The organism is Wolbachia endosymbiont of Drosophila innubila (assembly GCF_021378375.1).
GTDB lineage: Bacteria > Pseudomonadota > Alphaproteobacteria > Rickettsiales > Anaplasmataceae > Wolbachia > Wolbachia pipientis.
The window spans coordinates 566,600-588,862 of sequence record NZ_CP076228.1 but is presented as its reverse complement, the minus strand read 5'-3'; the positions used below and the strand labels follow the sequence as shown (position 1 = coordinate 588,862).

At 34.2% G+C, this 22,263-nt stretch carries 34 protein-coding genes and 1 pseudogene; 32 read left to right on the top strand and 3 right to left on the bottom strand.

Annotated features, from left to right (window positions below; all coding sequences use genetic code 11):
- From rplD to J4T77_RS02970, 30 genes are all read left to right on the top strand, one after another.
- Complete coding sequence (rplD, locus tag J4T77_RS03115) at positions 1 to 615, top strand: 50S ribosomal protein L4 (protein WP_012673183.1); 615 nt, start codon at positions 1 to 3, stop codon at positions 613 to 615.
- Positions 612 to 899, top strand: coding sequence for a 50S ribosomal protein L23 (locus tag J4T77_RS03110; protein WP_010962755.1), 288 nt, complete (start codon positions 612 to 614; stop codon positions 897 to 899). The genes rplD and J4T77_RS03110 overlap by 4 nt, the downstream gene beginning before the upstream one ends.
- 1 nt (position 900) lies before the next feature.
- A complete protein-coding gene (gene rplB, locus J4T77_RS03105; RefSeq protein WP_015589143.1) occupies positions 901 to 1,725 on the top strand; it encodes a 50S ribosomal protein L2 in 825 nt (274 codons plus the stop codon).
- A 3-nt stretch (positions 1,726 to 1,728) separates the two neighbouring features.
- The gene (gene rpsS, locus J4T77_RS03100) at positions 1,729 to 2,013 is read left to right on the top strand and encodes a 30S ribosomal protein S19 (protein WP_006279181.1); all 285 of its coding nucleotides are present in this window, start codon (positions 1,729 to 1,731) and stop codon (positions 2,011 to 2,013) included.
- A 5-nt stretch (positions 2,014 to 2,018) separates the two neighbouring features.
- Positions 2,019 to 2,366 carry a 50S ribosomal protein L22 gene (gene rplV / locus J4T77_RS03095; protein WP_007549821.1) on the top strand — a complete coding sequence of 116 codons (348 nt, stop codon included), beginning with the start codon at positions 2,019 to 2,021 and terminating at the stop codon, positions 2,364 to 2,366.
- A 39-nt stretch (positions 2,367 to 2,405) separates the two neighbouring features.
- Entirely contained in the window at positions 2,406 to 3,020 is a 615-nt protein-coding gene (rpsC, locus tag J4T77_RS03090; protein WP_010962753.1) for a 30S ribosomal protein S3, read from the top strand.
- Between the two features lie 14 nt (positions 3,021 to 3,034).
- Positions 3,035 to 3,448 carry a 50S ribosomal protein L16 gene (gene rplP / locus J4T77_RS03085; protein ID WP_190321303.1) on the top strand — a complete coding sequence of 138 codons (414 nt, stop codon included), beginning with the start codon at positions 3,035 to 3,037 and terminating at the stop codon, positions 3,446 to 3,448.
- Between the two features lie 11 nt (positions 3,449 to 3,459).
- The gene (gene rpmC / locus J4T77_RS03080) at positions 3,460 to 3,663 is read left to right on the top strand and encodes a 50S ribosomal protein L29 (RefSeq protein ID WP_006279350.1); all 204 of its coding nucleotides are present in this window, start codon (positions 3,460 to 3,462) and stop codon (positions 3,661 to 3,663) included.
- The gene (rpsQ, locus tag J4T77_RS03075) at positions 3,656 to 3,892 is read left to right on the top strand and encodes a 30S ribosomal protein S17 (protein WP_007549925.1); all 237 of its coding nucleotides are present in this window, start codon (positions 3,656 to 3,658) and stop codon (positions 3,890 to 3,892) included. The genes rpmC and rpsQ overlap by 8 nt, the downstream gene beginning before the upstream one ends.
- 13 nt (positions 3,893 to 3,905) lie before the next feature.
- Positions 3,906 to 4,265, top strand: coding sequence for a 50S ribosomal protein L14 (gene rplN, locus J4T77_RS03070; protein ID WP_190321302.1), 360 nt, complete (start codon positions 3,906 to 3,908; stop codon positions 4,263 to 4,265).
- On the top strand, positions 4,265 to 4,582 hold the full coding sequence (gene rplX, locus J4T77_RS03065) for a 50S ribosomal protein L24 (RefSeq protein ID WP_190321301.1): 318 nt from the start codon (positions 4,265 to 4,267) through the stop codon (positions 4,580 to 4,582). The genes rplN and rplX overlap by 1 nt, the downstream gene beginning before the upstream one ends.
- A 6-nt stretch (positions 4,583 to 4,588) precedes the next feature.
- Entirely contained in the window at positions 4,589 to 5,122 is a 534-nt protein-coding gene (rplE, locus tag J4T77_RS03060; RefSeq protein WP_190321300.1) for a 50S ribosomal protein L5, read from the top strand.
- 16 nt (positions 5,123 to 5,138) lie between these two features.
- Positions 5,139 to 5,447, top strand: a complete 309-nt coding sequence (rpsN, locus tag J4T77_RS03055) for a 30S ribosomal protein S14 (protein ID WP_038249595.1) — start codon at positions 5,139 to 5,141, stop codon at positions 5,445 to 5,447.
- Between the two features lie 21 nt (positions 5,448 to 5,468).
- Positions 5,469 to 5,864, top strand: coding sequence for a 30S ribosomal protein S8 (rpsH, locus tag J4T77_RS03050; protein WP_007551150.1), 396 nt, complete (start codon positions 5,469 to 5,471; stop codon positions 5,862 to 5,864).
- Between the two features lie 16 nt (positions 5,865 to 5,880).
- Positions 5,881 to 6,426 carry a 50S ribosomal protein L6 gene (gene rplF, locus J4T77_RS03045; RefSeq protein ID WP_007551152.1) on the top strand — a complete coding sequence of 182 codons (546 nt, stop codon included), beginning with the start codon at positions 5,881 to 5,883 and terminating at the stop codon, positions 6,424 to 6,426.
- Positions 6,427 to 6,431: 5 nt separating this feature from the next.
- Positions 6,432 to 6,803, top strand: a complete 372-nt coding sequence (gene rplR, locus J4T77_RS03040; RefSeq protein ID WP_006279867.1) for a 50S ribosomal protein L18 — start codon at positions 6,432 to 6,434, stop codon at positions 6,801 to 6,803.
- A 12-nt stretch (positions 6,804 to 6,815) separates the two neighbouring features.
- The gene (rpsE, locus tag J4T77_RS03035; RefSeq protein WP_190321299.1) at positions 6,816 to 7,328 is read left to right on the top strand and encodes a 30S ribosomal protein S5; all 513 of its coding nucleotides are present in this window, start codon (positions 6,816 to 6,818) and stop codon (positions 7,326 to 7,328) included.
- Between the two features lie 3 nt (positions 7,329 to 7,331).
- Positions 7,332 to 7,802 (top strand): 50S ribosomal protein L15, encoded by a 471-nt coding sequence (gene rplO, locus J4T77_RS03030; RefSeq protein WP_006279863.1) that lies wholly within the window; start codon positions 7,332 to 7,334, stop codon positions 7,800 to 7,802.
- A gap of 3 nt (positions 7,803 to 7,805) precedes the next feature.
- Entirely contained in the window at positions 7,806 to 9,134 is a 1,329-nt protein-coding gene (secY, locus tag J4T77_RS03025; RefSeq protein ID WP_010962747.1) for a preprotein translocase subunit SecY, read from the top strand.
- On the top strand, positions 9,131 to 9,772 hold the full coding sequence (locus tag J4T77_RS03020; RefSeq protein ID WP_007550178.1) for an adenylate kinase family protein: 642 nt from the start codon (positions 9,131 to 9,133) through the stop codon (positions 9,770 to 9,772). Before secY ends, J4T77_RS03020 begins: the two co-directional genes overlap by 4 nt.
- A gap of 59 nt (positions 9,773 to 9,831) precedes the next feature.
- On the top strand, positions 9,832 to 10,200 hold the full coding sequence (gene rpsM, locus J4T77_RS03015) for a 30S ribosomal protein S13 (protein WP_010962745.1): 369 nt from the start codon (positions 9,832 to 9,834) through the stop codon (positions 10,198 to 10,200).
- A gap of 24 nt (positions 10,201 to 10,224) precedes the next feature.
- Positions 10,225 to 10,611, top strand: coding sequence for a 30S ribosomal protein S11 (rpsK, locus tag J4T77_RS03010; RefSeq protein ID WP_015589137.1), 387 nt, complete (start codon positions 10,225 to 10,227; stop codon positions 10,609 to 10,611).
- A gap of 21 nt (positions 10,612 to 10,632) precedes the next feature.
- The gene (locus J4T77_RS03005) at positions 10,633 to 11,700 is read left to right on the top strand and encodes a DNA-directed RNA polymerase subunit alpha (RefSeq protein WP_190321298.1); all 1,068 of its coding nucleotides are present in this window, start codon (positions 10,633 to 10,635) and stop codon (positions 11,698 to 11,700) included.
- 7 nt (positions 11,701 to 11,707) lie between these two features.
- Positions 11,708 to 12,136 carry a 50S ribosomal protein L17 gene (gene rplQ, locus J4T77_RS03000; protein WP_007550873.1) on the top strand — a complete coding sequence of 143 codons (429 nt, stop codon included), beginning with the start codon at positions 11,708 to 11,710 and terminating at the stop codon, positions 12,134 to 12,136.
- 23 nt (positions 12,137 to 12,159) lie between these two features.
- The gene (locus J4T77_RS02995) at positions 12,160 to 12,510 is read left to right on the top strand and encodes a YraN family protein (RefSeq protein WP_190321297.1); all 351 of its coding nucleotides are present in this window, start codon (positions 12,160 to 12,162) and stop codon (positions 12,508 to 12,510) included.
- A 41-nt stretch (positions 12,511 to 12,551) separates the two neighbouring features.
- Positions 12,552 to 13,112 carry an ATP synthase F1 subunit delta gene (gene atpH, locus J4T77_RS02990; RefSeq protein WP_010962742.1) on the top strand — a complete coding sequence of 187 codons (561 nt, stop codon included), beginning with the start codon at positions 12,552 to 12,554 and terminating at the stop codon, positions 13,110 to 13,112.
- Positions 13,109 to 14,650: a F0F1 ATP synthase subunit alpha gene (gene atpA / locus J4T77_RS02985; protein ID WP_190321296.1), complete on the top strand. Its 1,542-nt coding sequence runs from the start codon at positions 13,109 to 13,111 to the stop codon at positions 14,648 to 14,650. The genes atpH and atpA overlap by 4 nt, the downstream gene beginning before the upstream one ends.
- A gap of 9 nt (positions 14,651 to 14,659) precedes the next feature.
- On the top strand, positions 14,660 to 15,154 hold the full coding sequence (gene greA / locus J4T77_RS02980) for a transcription elongation factor GreA (protein WP_010962740.1): 495 nt from the start codon (positions 14,660 to 14,662) through the stop codon (positions 15,152 to 15,154).
- 6 nt (positions 15,155 to 15,160) lie between these two features.
- Positions 15,161 to 15,814: a 3,4-dihydroxy-2-butanone-4-phosphate synthase gene (gene ribB, locus J4T77_RS02975; protein WP_038198925.1), complete on the top strand. Its 654-nt coding sequence runs from the start codon at positions 15,161 to 15,163 to the stop codon at positions 15,812 to 15,814.
- 71 nt (positions 15,815 to 15,885) lie between these two features.
- Positions 15,886 to 17,118 (top strand): M48 family metalloprotease, encoded by a 1,233-nt coding sequence (locus J4T77_RS02970; RefSeq protein ID WP_190321295.1) that lies wholly within the window; start codon positions 15,886 to 15,888, stop codon positions 17,116 to 17,118.
- On the opposite strand, the gene J4T77_RS02965 is transcribed toward J4T77_RS02970, so the two are convergent.
- From J4T77_RS02965 to fabG, 3 genes are all read right to left on the bottom strand, one after another.
- Positions 17,093 to 17,921, bottom strand: a protein-coding gene (locus J4T77_RS02965; RefSeq protein WP_233641116.1) for an IS5 family transposase whose coding sequence is annotated in 2 segments (ribosomal slippage) — positions 17,093 to 17,408 and positions 17,407 to 17,921 — 831 coding nt in all. Because the reading frame shifts where the segments join, the coding sequence is not laid out codon by codon here. The two genes, J4T77_RS02970 and J4T77_RS02965, sit on opposite strands and share 26 nt — an antisense overlap.
- A 180-nt stretch (positions 17,922 to 18,101) precedes the next feature.
- A complete protein-coding gene (locus tag J4T77_RS02960; protein WP_070356877.1) occupies positions 18,102 to 18,437 on the bottom strand; it encodes a TrbC/VirB2 family protein in 336 nt (111 codons plus the stop codon).
- 95 nt (positions 18,438 to 18,532) lie between these two features.
- Positions 18,533 to 19,267, bottom strand: a complete 735-nt coding sequence (fabG, locus tag J4T77_RS02955) for a 3-oxoacyl-[acyl-carrier-protein] reductase (protein ID WP_190321294.1) — start codon at positions 19,265 to 19,267, stop codon at positions 18,533 to 18,535.
- A gap of 265 nt (positions 19,268 to 19,532) precedes the next feature.
- Here fabG and J4T77_RS02950 point away from each other — a divergent pair, with 265 nt between their 5' ends.
- Together J4T77_RS02950 and J4T77_RS07555 are read left to right on the top strand one after the other, a co-directional pair.
- A complete protein-coding gene (locus J4T77_RS02950) occupies positions 19,533 to 21,053 on the top strand; it encodes an HlyD family type I secretion periplasmic adaptor subunit (protein WP_190321293.1) in 1,521 nt (506 codons plus the stop codon).
- Between the two features lie 142 nt (positions 21,054 to 21,195).
- Positions 21,196 to 22,246, top strand: a pseudogene (locus tag J4T77_RS07555) (IS3 family transposase).
- The last annotated feature ends 17 nt before the right edge of the window (positions 22,247 to 22,263 follow it).

Below are 22,263 nucleotides of genomic sequence, written 5' to 3'. Positions count from 1 at the left end.
ATGGAATGTAATTTAGTTAATCTATCTAATGATAATGTAGGTACTGCTCAGCTCAATCCTTTGATATTTTCTGCTAAGCAAAAATTGAGTATTTTGCATGATATAGTGAGATGGCAATTAGCGAAGAGAAGAGCTGGTACTCATAAAACAAAAGGTATTAGTGATGTCTCTGGTACAACAGCTAAACCTTATGGTCAAAAACGTACCGGTAGGGCAAGACAAGGGAGCTTGCGATCTCCTCAATTTAGAGGTGGTGGGATTATTTTCGGCCCTGTTGTGAGGAGTCATACTTATTCTCTTAATAAGAAGGTACGCAAATTTGGTTTAAAAATTGCTTTATCTCTAAAGTATTTAAATAATCAAGTAATTATTCTGGATAATTTAAATATTGATGTGAAGAAAACGTCTGAAATGTGTAAATGTATTAAAAATTTTAAATTTTCTTCCTTTTTGATAGTTGGTGATTATGGAGATGATTTGTTGCGTGCGGCTAAAAACTTGCACTATGTAGACTTAATCAAACCTATTGGGTTAAATGTTTTTGATATATTGAATCACGAATGCGTGATGTTGACAAAAGATACTTTAAAGCATCTTGAAGGTAGATTGTTATGATCAAATATAATAATATAATAAAATCTTCTATAATTACAGAAAAGGCCTCTTTTTTGAGGGAGAAGTTTAATAAATATTCTTTGTATGTTTTTGTAAATGTAAATAAGCGTCAAATAAAGTTGGCAATAGAGTCTCTATTTGATGTTAAAATTTCTTCTATAAATGTTGTTAGAATTAAGCCTAAATATAGGCGTTTTAGGGGTGTGGTTGGTTGTGAAAAACAGAAAAAGAAAGTTTATTTTTCTTTGATGGATGGTCAAAAATTAGATATAATGAGCGTTTAGTATGGGTATGAAATTTTTTAATCCTGTTACTCCGTCTTCTCGTGGGACTGTGTTAGTAAGTAAAGTTGGTTTATCAAAAGATGAGCCAGAAAAGTCTCTTACATCCGGTAAAAAGTCCAGTGGTGGAAGAAATAATCATGGTAGAATTACAACTCGTCATAGGGGTGGTGGTCACAAAAAGAAGTATAGAGTGATAGATTTTAAGCGTAATAGAAGTGGTCAAGGTATAGTTGAAAAAATAGAGTATGACCCAAATAGAAGTGGGTTTTTGGCGTTAATATCATATAAGGAAGATGATATTAAGTCTTATATATTAGCTCCTCAAGGTATGAAGCCAGGTGATGTTGTTACAGCTGGGAATGATGCTGATATTTTGCCAGGGAATTGTTTACTACTCAAGCATATACCTGTTGGTTCTTTCGTTCATAATGTTGAGCTGAAGCCAGGTAATGGTGCTGCGATTGCTAGAGCTGCTGGTTGTTATGCACAAATCGTTGGTCGTGATGGCCAATATGTTTTATTACGACTCAGGTCTGGTCAAATTAGGTTGATTTTATCTTCTTGCAAGGCTACTATTGGTGTAGTATCTAATCCTGACCATAAGAATAGAAAGTTGGGTAAAGCTGGGAGAAGTAGGTGGCTTGGGATTAGACCTACTGTACGTGGAGTTGCAATGAATCCAGTTGATCATCCTCATGGAGGCGGGGAAGGAAAAACCTCTGGTGGTCGTCATCCTGTTACTCCTTGGGGTGTTGCAACAAAAGGAAAGAAAACTCGAAGGAGAAATAAATCTAGTGATAAGTATATAAAACAATTGAAAGGTTAGTTTATGAGTAGATCTGCATGGAAGCCTCCTTTTTGTCATCCTTCTATATTAAAGTCGGTGAATAATGCTTTAAACAAGGGGTTTGTTAACATGGCTATAAAAGTTCATTCCAGGGCCTCTGTAATTCTTCCTAATTGTTTAGGTTTAAAGTTTGCTGTTTATAATGGTAAGGATTACATTCCTGTGAATGTTAATGATCAGAATATGATAGGTCATAAGTTTGGTGAGTTTTCACCCACTCGTAAATTTACTGGGCATAGTGGTGATAAAAAGGCGACAAGAAGGTAATTGATATGAAAAACAGAGATGTAATAGTTAAAGCTGGTTCTAGGGTTTTAAAATCAACTCCTCGTAAATTGAATTTGGTTGCTGGTTTAGTACGTAATAAAAAAGTTTCTTTTGCCACTGTGCAATTAAGATTTTGTGAAAAGAAAGCTGCAGGTCTTATAAGGAAGGTATTAAATTCTGCGATTGCTAATGCTCAAAATTATGGATTGGATATCGATAATTTATATATAAAAGAAATTTTAATAGGTAAGTCTCTTACTTTGCGTAGGGTATGTCCAAAAGCTATGGGTAGAGCTAATAGAGTTAGTAAACGTTATAGTAATATAACTGTAAAGTTGGGGGAAATTATATGATTCATAAAAATAGAAAATTAATAAGGAAAGTGCAAAAATATGGGAAACGTTAATCCTAAAGGATTTAGGTTAAAAATAATTAATACTTGGTCATCTATTTGGTATGCTGAGAAGGGTTATAAACAAGGGTTGCATCAAGATTTATCTATTCGCAGTTATATAAATGAATCTTTTAAGCATGCTGGTGTTTCTAAAGTAATTATAGAGCGTACGATCGATTTGGTATCTGTAATAATACATTCTTCTAGACCTGGAGTGATAATAGGTAAGAAAGGCTCGGATATTGAGAAGATAAAGCAAAAGATAGCTGAAAAAGTAAAAAATAATGTGGAAGTGAATGTAGTAGGGGTTAAAAGGTCTGAAATAGATGCAGTTTTAATATCAAACAGCATTGCACAGCAGTTAGAAAAAAGGGTTTCATTTAGAAGAGCGATGAAAAAAGCTATTCAAAGTTGTTTGAGGATGGGTGCTAGAGGTATTAAAGTAAGTTGTTCTGGGCGCCTTGGCGGAGCTGAGATAGCTCGTACTGAGTGGTATAAAGAAGGCCGTTTGCCTTTGCATACTTTACGTGCTAATATAGATTATGCTTTTGCTGAAGCAAAAACTATATATGGCATCATAGGAGTTAAGGTCTGGGTTTATATTGGTAACTAATTAGGTATATTGAAATGTTTATTCCTAAAAAAAGTAAATATAAAAAAGTATTTAAAGGACGAATTAAGGGTAACACGAAAGGTGGTAGCACATTATCTTTTGGGGATTATGGTCTAAAGGCTATGGAAGCAGGTAGGATTCAATCTAAGCATATTGAAACTGCAAGGCGTGTAATATCTAGAACATTAAAACGCTCTGGTAAAGTGTGGATAAGAATTTTTCCTGATATCCCTGTTAGTAAAAAGCCGGCGGATGTGCGTATGGGTAAAGGGAAAGGTAGTGTTGAGTTTTGGGTATTTAAAGCTAAGCCCGGTAGAATGTTGTTTGAAATTAGCAGTGATGTTCCCATGCATTTAGCAAGATTGGCGCTTGAAAAGGCAACTGCTAAGCTTCCTATGAAGTGTAAATTTGTATCTAATCATAATTAAATGGAGTTGCAATGGATATAGCTGACATTGAATCGAGGTCTTCGCAAGAATTGCATGAAATTCTTGTGAATTTGAGAAAAGAGTTTGTTAATTTGGTTTTTCAAAAGAAGCTGGGCCAGTGCAACAATATTTCGCGTTTTAGCTTAATAAGAAAGAGCATAGCTCGTATTTTAACTACATTAAATAAAAGAAGAAGAGAGGAAAAGAATGCCTAAAAAGGTTTTTTGTGGTACTGTAACTAAGGCTAAGTGTGATAAGACTGTAAAGGTTTCGGTATTACAAGTGTATAAGGATGAGCTGTATAAAAAGGTTATAAAAAAATACAAGAAGTATACAGCACATGATGAGAATAATAGTTGTAAAGAAGGGGACAAGGTTTTAATACAAGAACACAAGCCTATTTCTACTACTAAAAAATGGGTTATTGTTAATAGCTCACATTGAATAGGATATTTATATGATTCAAAAAAATACATTGTTGGAAGTAGCTGATAATTCTGGCGCGCGTGCAGTGCTTTGTATTGGTTTATTGGGTGGTAGAAAGTCTGCATCTATAGGTGACACAGTTATTGTATCTACTAAATCCATTACTCCAAGAGGGAAAGTTGAGAAGGGAAAAGTATATAGAGCAGTTGTGGTGAGGGTGAAAAGCCCTATTAGGAAATCTGATGGTTCTGTAATTCGTTTTTCTAGCAATGCTGTAGTTTTGATTAACGATCAAGGTGAACCATTTGGCACTCGGGTGTTTGGTCCGGTAAAAAAGTTATCATCTGGTTCTTTTATGAAGATAATGTCATTAGCTGTTGAGGTTTTATAATGAGTGCTAAAATAAAAAGTGGTGACGACGTTATAGTTTTAACTGGTAAAGATAAGGGAAAAATTGGTAAGGTAATCAAAGTTATAGCACGTGATGCTAAAAAGAAAGTAATTGTTTCTGGAGTGAATGTGCATAAGAGACATACTAAACCAAAAGCTGGTAGTAGTGGTGATATATTAAATAAAGAGTTAGCTATTGATATATCCAACGTTGCAACATTGGACCCTAAATATAAAACTCCAACTAGAGTGGGGTTTAAGGTTATAGACGGTAGAAAAGTGCGTTTTGCAAAAGTTTCTGGAGAAGTGATAGATTAGGTTGATATGTTTAAAGAATTGTATAAAGATAGCATAGTAAAGTCCTTGAAGGATAAGTTTAATTACGGCAATATAATGCAAGTGCCTAAACTTGTCAAGGTGTGTATCAATATGGGCATTGGAGATGCTGCTACAGATAGTAAAGCAATAAATGAACCACTTGATAGCCTATATTTGATTGCTGGGCAGAAGCCTTTATCAACTTTTGCAAAAAAATCTATTTCTGGCTTCAAGATCAGAAAAGGTGCTACAGTAGGTTGCAAAGTAACTTTGCGTAGAGATAAAATGTATGAGTTTTTAGAAAGATTGATATATATTGCTTTGCCAAGGGAAAAAGATTTTAGAGGATTTAGTGTGAAGCAATTTGACGGTAATGGTAATTTTTCCTTTGGTATAAAGGAACATATCTCGTTTTTAGAAATAGACTATGATAAAATAAGTAAAATTAGAGGTATGGATATTAATATTATAACAAGTGCAGTTAGTGATAAGGAAGCAAAGGAATTATTACTGGCTCTTAAATTTCCTTTTTTTGATTAATTGAGAGGAGAAATATATGGCAAAAAAATCTATGATAGAAAGAAATCTTCGCAGAATAAAGTTGTGCGATCAATATAAAAAAAAAAGAGAAAAATTGAAATCTATAATAAATAATAAGAATTTGTCTATTGTAGAAAGGTTTACAGCTCAAAATAAATTAATTAAAAAATTGCCTAGAAATTCTTCTAAAACCAAAATTAGAAATAGGTGTGCTTTAACTGGGAGACCAAGAGGAGTATATAGAAAATTTGGTTTATGTAGAATTGTTTTGCGTGATTTATGTTCTTTTGGGCAAATTCCAGGAGTTACAAAGTCTAGTTGGTAAATATAATATAAGGAGTATATTGTGGCGTTATCTGATAGTATTGGTGATTTTTTAACAAGGATACGTAATGCTCAATTGGCAATGCATAGGGCAACAAGGGTACTATTTTCTAAGATGAATTCTTCTATATTGGAGATTTTAAAAGAGGAAGGGTATATCCTTGATTATGAAAAGCAAGTTGTAGATAACTTACCTTCTTTCATTGTAAAATTGAAGTATTATGAGAAGTCACCTGTAATTAGTGACATAGTTAGGGTGTCAAAGCCTGGTTGTCGTCGTTATTCTAAGTATAAGGACATTTCTAAAGCATATAATGGTCTTGGTATTTTTATTATATCGACACCCAAAGGAGTGATGACTGATTATAATGCACATAAATTAAAGGTTGGTGGAGAAGTTTTGTGTCGTGTATTTTAAATAATAGGAGAAATTCATGTCTCGTATAGGTGCTGCTCCTATCAATATTCCTGCTGGTGTTTCAGTTGAATATAATAATGGTAGTATGTTAATAAAGAGTGCTAAGGCTGAAAAGGAAGTTAGCTTGATCAGGGATGTTGTGTGTCAGATTATTGATAATCAGCTATTGCTTTCTGTTGATCAAGATAAAGATAATTATGATAAAATAAAGCCTATGTGGGGCACTTATAGGAGTAATATTAATAATATCATTAACGGCATGGTTGATGGTTTTTCTGTTAATCTTGAGATTAACGGTGTGGGATATAAGGCAGAGTGTGATGGTAAGTATTTGACTTTATATCTTGGTTATAGCCATAATGTTAAATATAAAGTGCCTAAAGATGTTGAGATTAAGTGCATAAAGCCAACTCACTTAGTAGTTAGTGGTATGGATAAGCAGAAGGTCTATATGGTGGCGTCTGATATATGCAAAATTAGAAAATATGATCCTTATAAAGGTAAGGGTGTTGTAATAAAAGGCAAATTTATGCTGCGTAAGGTTGTAAGTAAAAAGAAGTAATAAAAATGAAAAGATCGTATAATTTTTTAAGTAATTCTGAAAAAAGGAAGTTACGTAATAGAGCGAAGCTTGACAAGAGCGCTGAACGTTTACGTATATCCATATTTAAATCTAATAGGCATTTTTATGTCCAGTTAATTAATGATGTAAAAGGAATAACTCTCACTTCAGCTTCTACTTTGGATGCTAAAATTAAGGATGTATGTAAAGGGAAAGTCAACGCTGAAACTATAAAACAGGTTTCTTCTTTAATGGTTGAGCGTCTGTCTGGCATGAAATTAGAGCAGCAGCTTACGTTTGATCGTGGAGCGTATAAATACACAGGATTAGTTTCTCAATTTGCTGAGGCTTTAAGAAGTTCTGGATTTGAATTTTAGAAGGTTTTGAATATGGCTATAAAGAATTTACAAAATAATAATGATTTATCAGAGCTTTTAGTTTCGGTACGAAGAGTGACAACGGTTACCAAAGGTGGTAGAAGATTTTCATTTTCAATTTTGGTTGTTGTTGGCGATGAGAAGGGTAGGGTAGGGTGTGGAATAGGTAAGCACGCAGAAGTTGCTGAAGCAAGAGTCAAAGCTGTAAATGCTGCAAAGAAATCAATGATTAGAGTGTACTTGCGTGAAGGTAGAACTTTGCATCATGATATTAAAGCTAAATTTTGTTCTGGTGAGATAGTTTTAAGAACCGCAAGAGCCGGAACAGGTATTATTGCTGGTGGAGCGATTAGATCAGTTTTTGAGGTGTTAGGTATAAAGGATGTGGTAGCTAAATCCACTAGATCAAGTAATCCTCATAACGTTATATGTGCGGTGTTTAAGGCTTTTGATAGTATGTTATCTCCTCGTCAGGTAGCAAGCAAAAGAGGCAAAAAGATTAGCGAGATAGTTGGAAACAGGTAAAGTATGAATAATGCTGTAAAATTAAACTCTATATTTACTAAATTATCTAAGAAAAAGAAGCCTAAGTTGCTGGGTAGAGGTATCGGTTGTGGTAAAGGTAAAACATCCGGTAGAGGGCATAAAGGGCAGAAGGCTAGAAGTGGAGTTTCTATAAATGGTTTTGAGGGTGGACAACAGTCTATATATACTCGTTTGCCTAAAAGAGGTTTTAAGCCTATACGTAGGAGCATATACTCTATAATTAATGTTGGCGATATACAGCGCTTAATGGAAGCTAAAAAAATAGTGAAAGACTCTGTTATAGATAAGGAGAGGCTGTATAAATTAGGTTTTATAAAGTCTATTAAGGATAAAATTAAACTTCTTAATAAAGGTAAGTTGAGCGAAAAATTTGTGTTTCATGTTGATTTTGCGTCAGAAGCTGCAAAAAAATCTGTAGCTTCAGTTGGTGGTAGTGTGGAAATACTATCGTAAGTCATGGGCAATAAATCAGCATTTAATAGCTTGGATCCTACGTTGTTATATAAAGGCGATTTATTAAAGCGTATATTTTTTACGCTAATAGCTTTAATTTGCTATCGCTTGGGTACTTATGTGCCTATTCCTGGAATTAATCTTGATGTAATTAATGATATATTTCCCAAAGATGGCTCAGGCGTTTTTGGAGTATTTAATTTATTTTCTGGTGGTGCATTGGCTAGAATGACAATTCTAGCATTGAACGTTATGCCATATATAATGGCTTCTATCATTATTCAGTTACTTTCTTCTGCGATTAAAGGAATGAAGGAAGTTAAGAATGATGGAGAGTCAGGCCGTAGAAAGATGAATTCTTATATACGCTATCTGACCATAGTAATTTGTGTATTTCAATCAATTCCAATTTTGGTTGGATTGGAAGGGATGAATAGGGAAGGGGTATTGGTTGTAATCGAACCTGGTGTTATGTTTCGTACAATAGGTGTTTTCAGCCTTTTAGGTGGAACTATGCTTTTAATATGGCTTGGTGAACGAATTAGCGCTAGCGGTATAGGCAATGGTATCTCATTAATCATTTTCACGGGTATAATATCAGAGTTACACAGCGCTTTGTCATCTTTGTTAACGTTAAATAAAAACGGTAGCGTATCGTTATTTATTATCCTTTTTGTTTTGGTATTGTTTTTTTTGCTGCTACTCTTAGTCATTTTTGTAGAGTCTTCTTATAGAAAGGTTATTGTTCAACATCCTAAAAAGCAATTTAAAAGATTACATAATGACGATTTTACTTATATTCCATTGAAGATTAATTTATCTGGTGTAGTACCAACCATTTTTGCTAATGCAATTTTATTGACACCTATTTCAATTGCAAATTTCTATAAGGGGCACGCTTTTTCTGATTTTATTTTGAATTACTTTATGGCAAATAAAGTAGTATATATTGTAGCCTATTTGGTGCTGATAGTATTTTTTAATTTTTTCTATACCAATTTTATATTTAATCCAGAGGAAAACGCAGATTTTCTTAAAAAAAATGGTGGTTTTATACCTGGTAGAAGACCTGGGAAACATACTTCTGATTACCTTCAAGATATAGTTTTTAAGTTGACATTCATTGGCTCTGCGTATTTGGTAGTCATATGTACTGTACCTGAAGTTATGAGATATTATTATGATATACCATTTATTTTTGGTGGGACGAGCTTACTGATTATAGTGAACGTTATTACTGATACTATTATGCAAATACAATCTTATATTTTTTCAAATAGGTACGACAACTGGATAAAGAAATATGAGTCTAAAACGAGGAAAGTAAGATGATCATTACGATTTTTGGTCCTCCAGGTTCTGGTAAAGGTACTCAGTCAAGCTTGTTAATAGCAAAATATAATTTAAAATTAATTTCAGTAGGGGATTTATTAAGGAATATTATATCTAGCAGTAGTGAGTTAGGTAAAAAAATAAAGGGTACCGTGGAATCTGGTAATTTAATTCAAGATGAAATTATATGTGGATTATTACGTGACCAGCTTGCATTAGTGGATGATAATTGCTTATTAGATGGTTTTCCGAGAAATTTAAACCAGGCTCATTTTTTGACTCAAGTTTTGCAAGAAAAATATAATAGGGATGTTGACATTGTAGTTGAGCTGCAGCTTGACGATAATATTGCAATCGATAGGTTAAAAAATCGTCTCGCGTGTTTGGACTGTAAAAGCATATATAGTGTATCTTCTTTTAAGAGTACTACTTGTGCTAAATGTAAAAGTACGAGGTTAGAGAAAAGAATTGATGATGCTGATATGTCTGCAATTAATAAGAGAATAAGTGAATATCACCTTCAAATGAAAGGTTTACGCGAGTATTATAAAGGCAAATTATTAACAATTGACGCTAATTTGAGTGTTGATGAGGTGACGCAAGAGATTGAAAGTAAAATTTCTTGTAATTTGGTTTGACTCTGAGTTGTTTTATGGTATAAATTAAGAGTTGTTATTAATAAAGTATCGAGGTATCAGTGGCACGTATTGCAGGCATAAATATTCCAGTGAGGAAGTGTGTTCCTTTTGCATTAACTTATATATATGGTATAGGTATTGCTACTGCGAATGTAATTTGTCACGCTTGCGAAGTTGATAAGCGCAAACGTGTTTCAGAATTACGAGATGAAGATATAGAAAAGATCAGCGGTTTCATTAGACAAAATTATGTTATAGAAGGTGAGCTCAGAAAAGAAGTGGCTATGAACATAAAATCTTTAGTGGAAATGGGATGCTATAGAGGGGTGAGACATAGAAAAGGTTTACCTGTGAGAGGGCAAAGGACTCATACTAATGCTAAGACTCGTAAAGGTAGATCTCGGTTGCCTATTGCTGGGAAAAAATAAAATTTATTATTATTGTGAGTTTTAATGAAAAAAGTCAAAACGGTTAGTAAGAGTAAGAAGGAGTTTATTACTGGTGTTGTCCATATTCGTGCAACTTTTAATAATACTTTCGTAAATGTAACTGATGTTCATGGTAATACGCTATGTCAAACTTCTGTGGGTGCATGTGGTTTTTCAGGTTCGAGAAAATCCACACCTTATGCTGCAGGTAAGGCTGCGGAGTCTGCTGCGAAGAACGCAATGGAGAGATTTGGTATGAAGGTTGTCTCTGTAATAATTCGCGGCCCTGGCTTTGGTACCGAAGCTGCGGTTAAAGCACTTCAGAGCTGTGGGTTGACTGTGACTTCAATTGCAGATAAAACCGCAATTCCTCATAATGGGTGCAGGTTAAGAAAAAAAAGAAGAGTATAGGATATTTGAAAAGGTTGTTTTATGTATTATAATAATGATGTTTCTCTCTGTAGCAATTTAGATAAATTGATTAAACCTAGTTCAGTTAAGGTAATATCAGATGATTCAAGTGAAAAAAGTGATATAGTGCTAGAACCGTTGGAAAGTGGTTTTGCTTTAACATTAGGCAATGCATTAAGACGTGTAATGTTATCTTCTCTTAAAGGTAGTGCTGTTTATGGAATAAAAATTGAAGGTGTAACTCATGAGTTCACTTCAATTCAAGGGGTAAGAGAAGACGTAACTGATATAGTATTAAATATGGGTATGTTGAGGTGTAAATTAAATGGTGCTTCTAATAAATGCTTAAATTTAAACGCTAAAGGGCCTTGCCAGGTATTAGCTGGGATGATAGAAACTGATGATCAATGCTCTATTGTTAATAAAGATTTGTTAATATGTACGCTGGGGCAAAATGTGGAGCTTAACATGACCATATATGTGGCTAGCGGAAAAGGTTATCTTCCTGTAACTAAATATAAAGAAAATGAACTTTTGAAGCTTATGAGTGAACAGGATTTAATTGGTTTTATTCCAGTTAATGCTTTGTATAGCCCTGTCAACAGGGTTTCGTACAGGGTAGAGAACAGTCGTGTTGGCCAAGTGACTGATAAGGATAAGCTGATATTGTCAATTGAAACTGATGGTACAATTTCTCCGAGTCAAGCTGTTGACTCTGCTGCAAGAATATTACAGGAGCAACTTCAGCCCTTTATTAGTTCTGATGTAAGTTATAAAAAATCGCAGGTTTCTTCGTCTAGTGGTGCTAAAGATTTGGGTTATGACCCTGTCTTATTGCGTAAGGTAGATGAAATGGAATTATCTGTCAGGTCTCATAACTGTCTGAAAAACGAAAACATCACTTATATAGGTGATCTTGTACAAAAGGCAGAAGGTGAAATGTTAAGAACTGCTAATTTTGGCAGAAAGTCTTTGAATGAGATTAAGGCAGTTTTGACTAATTTTGGCTTGTCTTTGGGTATGAATGTGCTAAACTGGCCACCTAAGGATATAGATGAGTTGGCTAAACAACATACTGATGAAGATTAGGTGATATATGAAACATGGAATAAAAAAACGTAAACTATCTCGTTGTACTGAACATAGATTATCGACGTTAAAGAATCTATCTATCTCATTAATTAACCATGAGCAGATTGTAACTACTTTACCAAAAGCTAAGGAACTTCGTCCATATGTCGAAAAGTTTATTACAATTGCTAAGAATAAGAATACTTTACATGGTAGAAGACTTTTGCTTTCACGCCTTCATAATAGTAAGTTAGCAGTTGATAAGTTATTAAACGTCTTAGCCAGCCGTTATCAAGATCGTAAAGGTGGGTATTCTAGAATAATAAAATTTAGCACTCGAAAGGGTGATTGCGCTTCAATGGCAGTGATAGAACTGGTTGATAGGGATATTGCAGCAAGAGGTAAGGTTTATAGTAAAAATAAAGAAGGAGGCAAAGTAGTTACACAAAGTTAATTGTTATCATAATTGTTCTTCTTGTGGTAAGTAGGTTACGCTACTTTGTAGGTTACTTTGGCGAGTTATTAGGTTTAGTATATTTAAAACTGAAATGGTATAATGTTATAAAACGCCGTTACCGTTGTAAGTTCGGTGAAATTGACTTAATTGTATCTAAAAAAAAGGAGCTGATTTTTATAGAAGTTAAAACAAGTTTACTTGGAAAAGAAATACCGATATCTCATCTTCAATGTCAGTCTATTATAAATTCTTCTAAGTATTTCTTAAGTAAAAACCTTAGTTTTTTAGATTATTCAGTCAGATATGATTTATATTTTCTTTCCTTAAAGAGAAGACCTGTTTATATAAAAAATGCTTGGATTGAAGAATGAAAGATTTGTAGCTGAATTAATTTAGATTTACTGGATTTAATATGAAAAAGACCCAATACAATAATTTAGTTTCATCTTACGCTAGAGTGCTATTTCATGTCTCAGGAAGCAGGTTAGGTATTATAAGGAAAGAAGTAGAATTTTTGTTGGCTTTTTTTAAGGATCAACGTGATGTTTTTGTGTACCTATCTCATCCTATGATTTCTTTTGCACACAAAAAAGAAGTGATGCTTTCTATAAATGAGCACTTAAGTGAGAATTTAGTAAAATTTATTATGGTTATATTTGCAAATAAACGCTCTAGTTTATTGATCCTTATATTAGAAAAATTCTTAAGTCTTGCAAGAGAAAATGAAAATGAATTCGAAATTACTATAAAGTCAGCAGAAACTTTAAAGGAATCTGATATAAAAATAATTACTGAATCTTTGAGCTTTCTTGGTAAAATAATAAAAGTAAGCAATGTGGTTGACCCTTCTATACTAGGTGGCTTCGTAGTTAGGTATGGTTTTAATTTGATCGATGCTTCGCTAAAAAGTTACTTGGATAGGTTAGTTGACTTAAGTAAAATGGAAATATTAAAAGTAAGGAATTTTGTATGAAGAACAGTATGAATGTTTCTGAGATAGCAAGTATAATAAGAGAAAAGGTTGAGACGTTTGATAATCCTATAAAGCGGGAAAATATAGGTGAAGTAATTTCAGTAACAGATGGTATCGCATTGGTTTATGGGCTGGAAAAAGCAAAATTCGGTGAAAAGGTATTTTTTGCAAGTGGTGTAGAAGGAATAGTTCTCGATTTAGATCATAATACGGCTGGAATAGTTGTGCTTGGTAATGACCGTGATGTGAAAGAAGGGGACGTTGTAAAATGTAGTGGTGATGTTGTGCAGGTGCCTGTAGGGCATGAATTGTTAGGGAGAGTTGTAAATGCGTTGGGCCATCCTATGGACGACGGTGGGGAAATTAGAGCCAAAAACAGAATGGATATAGAATCTAAAGCGCCAGGCATTATTGATCGTAAGTCTGTGCATGAGCCACTGCAAACAGGAATTAAAATTATAGATTTGCTAATTCCAATAGGTAGAGGGCAGCGTGAATTAATTATTGGTGATAGACAAATTGGTAAAACTACTATTGCGCTTGATACTATTATCAATCAGAAGAAGATTAACGATGAGGTAAACGAAAGTCAAAAAGTTTACTGTGTTTATGTTGCTATTGGGCAAAAAATTTCAACAGTAGCAAAAGTGGTAAATAAGCTGAAAGAAAGCGGAGCATTAGAGTATACAACTGTAGTTGTGGCTAGTGCATCTGACTGCGCGCCTATGCAATTTTTAGCACCTTATGCTGGTTGCACTATTGGGGAATTTTTCCGTGACAATGGAATGCATTGTTTGATTATATATGATGATTTATCTAAGCATGCTGTGGCATATAGGCAGATGTCTTTATTGCTCAGACGTCCTCCTGGTCGTGAAGCTTACCCTGGAGATATATTCTATGTACATTCTCGCTTGCTTGAAAGAGCTGCTAAAATGTCTGATAAAAAAGGGCAGGGTTCTTTAACTGCTTTGCCAATTGTCGAAACTCAAGCTGGTGATGTATCCGCATATGTGCCAACAAATGTTATTTCAATTACCGATGGGCAGATCTTTCTTGAGTCTGAATTATTTTATAAAGGATTTCGACCTGCAGTAAATATAGGTTTGTCGGTTTCGCGGGTTGGTTCTGCTGCACAATTAAAGTCTGTGAAAAAAGTTGCTGGTTCTATAAAGCTAAGCTTAGCTCAGTATAGAGAATTAGAAGATTTTGCAAAATTTGGTTCTGATCTTGATGCTAGTGTTCAATTATCCTTGAATAAGGGTAAATATCTTGTTGAGTTATTAAAGCAAAAACAACATTTACCTATGTCAATAGAAGAGCAAGTAGTGCTGATGTATATTTTTTCTAACCTGTATAATCAGTTAAGTAAAATACAAATAAGTAACGTTAATAAATTTGAACATGATCTTGTTAATTATTTTCGTACTGTACACCCTGGGGTTTTAAAAAAGTTGTCAAATGACATGAATGGTGATATAAAAGGTGATATTTTTAATATTGTGAGTAATTTTGTTACTCAATTTAATTGCGTTTAGGTGGTAATTATGGCTTCATCTATTATTAATAAATTTCCTATGACGAGGGAAGGTTTTGAGAATATGCAAGCCGAACTTGAAAAATTAAAGGAAGAAAAGCCTTCTGTTATACAAGCTATTTCTGATGCTCGTGATCAAGGTGATTTGTCTGAAAACGCAGAGTATCATGCTGCACGGGAAAGGTTAGGTTTTATTGAAGGCCGTATAATGGAGATAGAAAGTAAGCTCTCACATGCGGAAGTAATAGAAGTAAAAAATTTGTCTGGTGATTCAGTAATATTTGGTGCAACTGTGACATTAAGAATGTTAAGTGATAATAACGGTGAAGTGGAATATGTTTATAAGGTTGTAGGCGAATATGAAGCTGATGTTTCAAAGCAGTTAATATCTACTAGTTCACCACTCGGGAGTGCCTTAATCGGCAAAAAAGTCGGTGAGTATGTGGAAGTGACAGTGCCAAATGGAGAGAAATTGTATAAAATAGTTAAGATTGAATTTAAGTAAATTATTATGGTACAGGCCACTTATGCTTCAATGAGTCTACCCGGTATTTCTTCTGTGGAAGATGTATTAGAGGATGCTCGTTCCGGTAAATTGTTCATTTTAGTTGATGATGAAAGTAGAGAGAATGAAGGTGATTTGGTTGTCTTAGCTGAAAAAGTAAAACCAGAACATATGGCTTTTATGGTTAGATACGGTACTGGTATTGTATTTTTAGCTATGACAAAGCTTCATATGAGTAAACTAAATCTTGAGTTTATGAGGAAGAGCAATGTAGATGAAAAGCTTACTCCTCATACTGCATTTACTACGTCAATTGATGCGCGTTATGGCATTACAACAGGTGTTTCTGCTCATGATAGAACGCATACGATACTTACTGCCATTGATGAAAAGAGTACTAAGGACGATATTATTACTCCAGGGCATGTTTTCCCTATTATTGCAAATGAAGGCGGGGTTTTAGCACGCAATGGTCACACTGAAGCAAGTGTTGAAATAGCAAAGTTGGTTGGTCTTAATCATGCAGCTGTAGGGTGTGAATTAGTGAATGATGATGGCTCTATGATGCGCTTACCTCAGTTGCTTAAATTTGCTGAACAACATAAAATTAAGTTAACTACCATCGACAAACTTATCAGTTACGTTAAAAAATTAAACTAGCGTTTATAAATTTGTATAATTTAAGTGTTAAAATATAAAATTCCTGTAAATTATACAAGCACAGAATTTTCATGTTTAGAATTGCTAAGTTTTTGACCTTATTGTTCTTTCTTGCATATTATAATAATGCTTACTCTATTAACATTATTAGAGATAGTGAGGTGGAAGCAATAGTGAAAGAGCTAGCGCAACCTTTATTTTCTGCTGCAGATATTGATCATGATCAAGTGAAAGTTTTTGTAATTAATGACAGTTCGATTAATGCTTTTGTAATTAACAATAACAGTATCTTCATTCATTTAGGGCTTTTACGATATTCGGCTAAACCTTATGTCTTGCTTGGTATATTAGCACATGAGATTGCTCACATATCTGCTGGTCATATATTGCAAATGAGTAGTGCTATGGGTTATTTTCAATCGATAGCAATGATTAGTTATATGGTAGGATTAGTTTCTAGTATTATCATTAACCCTCAGGTTGCTGGTGCAATTTTGCTTAGTGGTGTAGCACTCAGTTCAAGGCTATTTTTTAACTATTCTCAAGAGCAAGAAAGTGTAGCAGATAGCTATGCTTTAAGGTACCTTGATGAATCTGGCTATGATAATTCAGGTATGAAAGAGATTTTTGATTATTTTAAAAGTATTGAGCATGAGAATACCGAGGAATATTTCCGTACTCACCCACTTAGTGAGAAACGTATATTTGCTGTACAGAATTATAAGGTCAAAAACAACGTAAAACCAATTTTTGCGGATAAGTTACTAAAGTTTGAGCGTGTGGTTGCAAAGCTAGACTCTTTCTTTGCTCCTATTCATGTGTTATCTAATAAATATGAAGATAATTCTGAGTATGTAAATGCTATAGTTTGCTATAGGCAAGGAAAGATAGAGGAGGCTATTGCTAAAGTTAATTCATTGATTCAAGAGTCACGCAATGACCCATACCTATATGAATTAAAAGCAGAAATGCTATACAAGGCTGGAAATTTAAGTGAAGCAATAAAAATGTATGAGGAATCGCTTAGGTATTTATCTGAGAAAAACAGTTATTTAGTGAAACTTGCATTATCTCATACTTTATTATTACACGGTGATGCAAAAAAGGCAATTTTTTACCTGGAGCAGATTTTGAATGTAGAACCAAATAACGCTTTTGTCTGGAAATATTTAAGCGTTGCATATAAATGTGACGCTGATACGGCAATGCATTATTTTGCTTTGACAAAAAAGGCTTGTATTGAAGGAGATTTTAGAGGTTGTCCGGAAACAAGTAAATTCAAGCATATTCCCTCTTTAACATAACCCTACTCATAGCTAGGTATATGAAATTCTCAGTGGATGTTGTGAGTAAATCATACTCCTTCGATAGCCTTCTATTCCTATTAACCCAAGCAAAAGTCCTTTCTACAACCCATCTTCTTGGCTGTACTTTAAACCCTTGTTCTCTTGTTGGTAGTAGCTCAGGTGGCGTATCTTTGTGCACCCAAAATCTACATGGAGGCCTTTTAACAATTTCAATATCTATGTCATATTCTTCCTTTATGTGATTCTTTAAATTTCTTCCTTGGTATCCCATGTCAGCCCACATTTTTAACTTTAGTATATTTTGTTCTCATATTGTTTAATGCTATTTTAATACCATCTCTATCATTTTCGTTAGCAGCGCCTACGTAACAACCTAGTATAAAACCCTGAGTGTCTGTAATTATATGCCTTTTTCTACCCTTTACTTTTTTACTTCCATCATAGCTTTGATCCCCCTTTTCTGTAGTCTTTACAGATTGACTATCTACTATACAGGCACTCGGCTGCTCATTCTTTCCTATTTTTCTTCTACTATATTTTGTAATTTCATAATTCATTTTCTCAAAAATTCCCTGCTTCTTCCATTGCCTGAACTGCTCATACACAGTCTTCCATAGCGGAAAATCATTTGGTAAATACCGCCATTGACACCCTGTACGCAATACATAGAAAATTGCTTCTAATATTTCTTTTTTGCTATACTTTGGCAGCCTTCCTCCTTTCTTGTATGATACTCTGAAGTGTTTTTCTATTCTTGCCCATTCCCTTTCGCTTAGATCTGTTGGATACTTTTTTCTCATCTTTACCCGTACTAAAATTTCAGATATTATAGCCTTTTACTTGTTTCCGGACAACCTCTAAAGCAATTTACAAAATATGCTGAGCTAGCTGTTAAAACTTTACCAAAAGATAGCCCTTATTTGTTGCAAGTTGAAGATATGAAGCGATTTAATGGATAACAAAAAAGCATTTCTGTACTTTTATGGGTTTCTCTTTCCACAATTTTCCAACATAGCTTTTGCTTCATCGCTTACATTGGGCATAATTTTCGTTATGATAGTTTTAGCGCCAAAAAATACACCACAGAACATGCCAAGAGCAAAGAGGGCTGGCCACGGCATCCTGCCAAATATTGCAAGCAAAGCTGCACCAATTATTACTACCGTCATAAGTGGACCGCCTATCCCCCAAACATAACCAATAATATTGCATATTACTTTAGTTGTGTCATCCATATCAGGGTCAGCTGCATAACCTGAGAAAGAGAAAAGCAATACTACGCAAAAAACACTAAAAAATTCCATTATAGAGCTCATTTTTTTGCCTCTAAATAATAAATTAACGTAAACCTACACCTACACATATTTTTATTTTAAAGTAAAAATTATAATTTGTCCATACATAAGTGTTGCTACATAAATAACCCACCATTAATGTTAAGCACATGCCCTGTTATATATTTTGCTTCATCACTTGCTAAAAATAAGACCCCTGCTGCTATTTCTTCCCCTGTTCCCATTCTTTTCATTGGAATATTATCTAATATTTTTCCCTTTTGCACTTCATTTAAAACTTCAGTCATTTTAGTATCTATAAACCCAGGAGCAATACAATTTACTGTTATATTACGACTTGCAACTTCTTTTGCTATAGATTTGCTCATAGCTATTATTCCAGCTTTAGACGCTGCATAATTTGCTTGCCCGGCGTTTCCTGTCAGCCCTATTATTGAGGAAATATTTATAATTCTTCCCCAATTATTCTTAATTAGTTTCCTGCATGCTTCTCTACTCAGCTTAAATGTAGAACTCAAGTTAATATCAATTACTTTTTGCCATGTTTCATCTGTCATTCTCAATAATAAACTGTCTTGCGTAATGCCCGCGTTGCATACAAGTCCGTCAAAGCCTTCCATCAACTCACTTGCTCTGTTTACTAGTTGATTTACTTCCTCAGCATTTGATAAATCACAAGGGAGTACGTGCATATTTTTTTCATATTGTTTAGCAACTTCTTCGAGTGCTTCTTTTTTTGTGCCAGAAACACATAAAGTTGCTCCGGCTTTGTGCATAATTTTTACAATTGCTTGCCCTATTCCGCCTGATGCACCAGTAATCAGGAACTTTCTGCTTTCCAATCCAAACATAATAACTTTATATTATCTTAATTCCTAACAGAATATTGACTAGTTGGCAATAGATTTCTTACATAATATAAGTAACTCAGATATTCACAAAATAAAGGAAAAGTTATAATAAAGTTAAACGTCAAAAAATTTTAAAAACATAGTTATGCAGGAATTGTTACTAAATAGTTTATTCTGGTGCTCTACAGTCTAAATGGAATGCTTAAATTATAGATTCTTTGTTTTTGTGTGTTATCTTGAGTTAACACAAATTCACAGTAGTATTATGATCAGTAAGTTAAAAAAGCTTAGCACTGGGTTTTCTTTGACAGGCTTGATTGGCCATAGTGATAATATAAATATGCAAGGAGCAAAAAATAAAAAGAAGAAGTACCCAAAATTTTTGGATAAGACGTTCGCATTGATTGATGCGATGATAAATTTTATTTTAAAACGTGAAAGTAATAACGTAAATGAAGTTCTGAGAGTAACATGGGGACCACTATTTTTTGGTCTGGTAGTAATACTTATCTTTTTTGGGATAGGTGGTATTTGGTCGGCTATAGCTCCAATTGACGGTGCGGTGCATGCAAGTGGAGAAGTTATTGTATCTTCAAATAAGAAAATAGTTCAACACTTGGGTGGAGGAATAATAAGCAAAATTTTAGTCAAAGAGAGCCAAGCAGTTAAAAAAGATGAGCCTCTAGTTTTGTTGAGTGATGTTAACGAGAAGGCGAATTTAAGTATTATCAAAGAGAAGCTCTTATCATTTTTAGCAACAGAAGCAAGGCTTCTTGCAATCAGAGTAGATTTGGACACGCTCGAGTTTCCTGATGAGGTTAAAAAATTATCTCACGATGAACTTGTAAATAAAGCGATAAAGAATCAAGTAAAGTTGTTCAACTCTCAGAGAAAGAGCATATTGGGAAAAACAGACATACTGCAACAACGTATAAAGCAGTTAAATGATGAATTAGCGGGGCTAAACTTTCAACTAAATGCAGCTCATAAGCAATATGACTTGATAACTGAGGAGTTGGAAACAAAAAGACAATTACTTGATAGTGGCCATATAAGCAAACCACACATTTTAGCTTTAGAAAAGCAGTTTGCTGAAATTGAAGGCAGAGTTGGACATTACCGTTCTGCAATATCTCAAGTGCAGCAAAAAATTGGAGAGAACGAATTAGAAATTATAAACGTGAGAAACGATTCTCAAGAAAGAGCAAACGCTGAACTTAAGGAAGTTAGTACGTCTATTGCAGACTTGAAAGAGAGGCTGATGGTTGCTGAAGATTCATTAGCACGTACAATAATTAAATCGCCTCAAGATGGGATAGTCACAGATATAAGATACCATACTGAAGGTGGTGTTATACAATCTGGAGTTCCGATCATGAGCGTAGTGCCATCGGATGATGACCTAATAATAGATGCTAAAATTCAGACCAGAAACATAGAAGAGGTACTGTCGGCACAAAAGAAAGATAGCAACATAGTCTCTATTGATGGGCTAGAAGGGCTAAAGGTTAAAGTCCGGTTAAGTGCTTACAGTGCACGTCGTTTAAGTTTAATTAGTGGTATAGTAAGCCATATTTCTCCTGACGCTCTTGATGATCCAAGACTAGGGCGTTATTATTCAGTACGTGTAGTGATACCAAAACCAGAGCTTGCTCAGTTTAAAAACGTATACCTATACCCTGGTATGCCAGCAGAAGTGTACATAGTTACTCAATCTCGTACTCTTTTATCATTCTTGTTTACGCCTATAATTGCAACAGTCGATAGGTCTTTTATAGAAAGGTAGCTCACTCGTTAAAGTAGTAGTGAAAGTGCCGTAATAAAATTTAGGTACATAATTAGACAATAGGCTTCTTGACCTTACCCAGAAAAAGTGGAGAGAAAGAAAGGAGTTTTTTCGGGTAAAATAAAATTTTGGAGGATTAGAAATGGCAAGAGAATATACGGCAGAATTCAAATTGGAAGCTGTTAAGCTGGCAAATGAACAAAGAAAGGTAGGTCAACCAGTTGCAAAAGTAGCAAGAGATCTAGGAATAAGGGATAGTGTATTAGGAAAATGGATGAAGAAATATAACGAAAAAAAGTCAGCGGCAAATGCATTTCCAGGTAGAGGTAACATGGCTCCTTACGACAAAAAGAGAGGTTTGATTTACAAAGCAAGAGTAACAAGGGAAAGAGACATTTAAAAAAAGCCCTAGCCAGTCAAAAAGAGTAAAATATTTTTTATATAGTAACTGCTATAAAGTACAGGAATTATGTAGGATTTTCTGCTAGTGGCTACTATAAGTGGACCACAAGAAAAATAAGCAGTAGAGAATCAGCAAATAAAGAGCTACTCGCAGCTATTCAAAAATATATCAAGTTTCTAAATGTAGATATGGAGCTCCTAAAATTCATGCTGAATTGAAGGCTTTGGGTAAAAGTTGCAATTTGAAAACGGTGCAAAGTATTATGCAGAAAAATGACATCAGGGCTATACTGAGAAGAAAGTTTAAAATTAAAAAACAACAAACAGATAATAGAGCTGTAGCTCCCAATATACTAGATCAAAACTTTATTGTTGATCAACCAAATAAAGTATGGGATTACTTATATAAAAACCAAAGAAGGATGGCTATATTTGGCAACAATAATCGATCTATATTCACGCATGGTAGTTAATGAGCAGTTCAATAAATAAACAATTGGTTATGGACTCTTTATTAATGGCCGTTAACAAGCGTAAACCTGCCAAAAATCTACTATTACATAGTGATCAAGGTTCACAATATACTTCGCAAGGTTATCAATATCTCTTATCCATAAAAAACATAGATGAGTCATAAAGGTTGTTGTTACGACAATTCTGTTGTGGAAAGCTTCTTTAGCTCATTGAAAAGAGAAATACTTATTGATACTTCACAACACTCTGCTCAACAAACTAGAACTGCAATATTTGAATACATAGAAATTTTTTATAACAAACAACGTCACTATTAGAGGTTGTCCGGAAACTA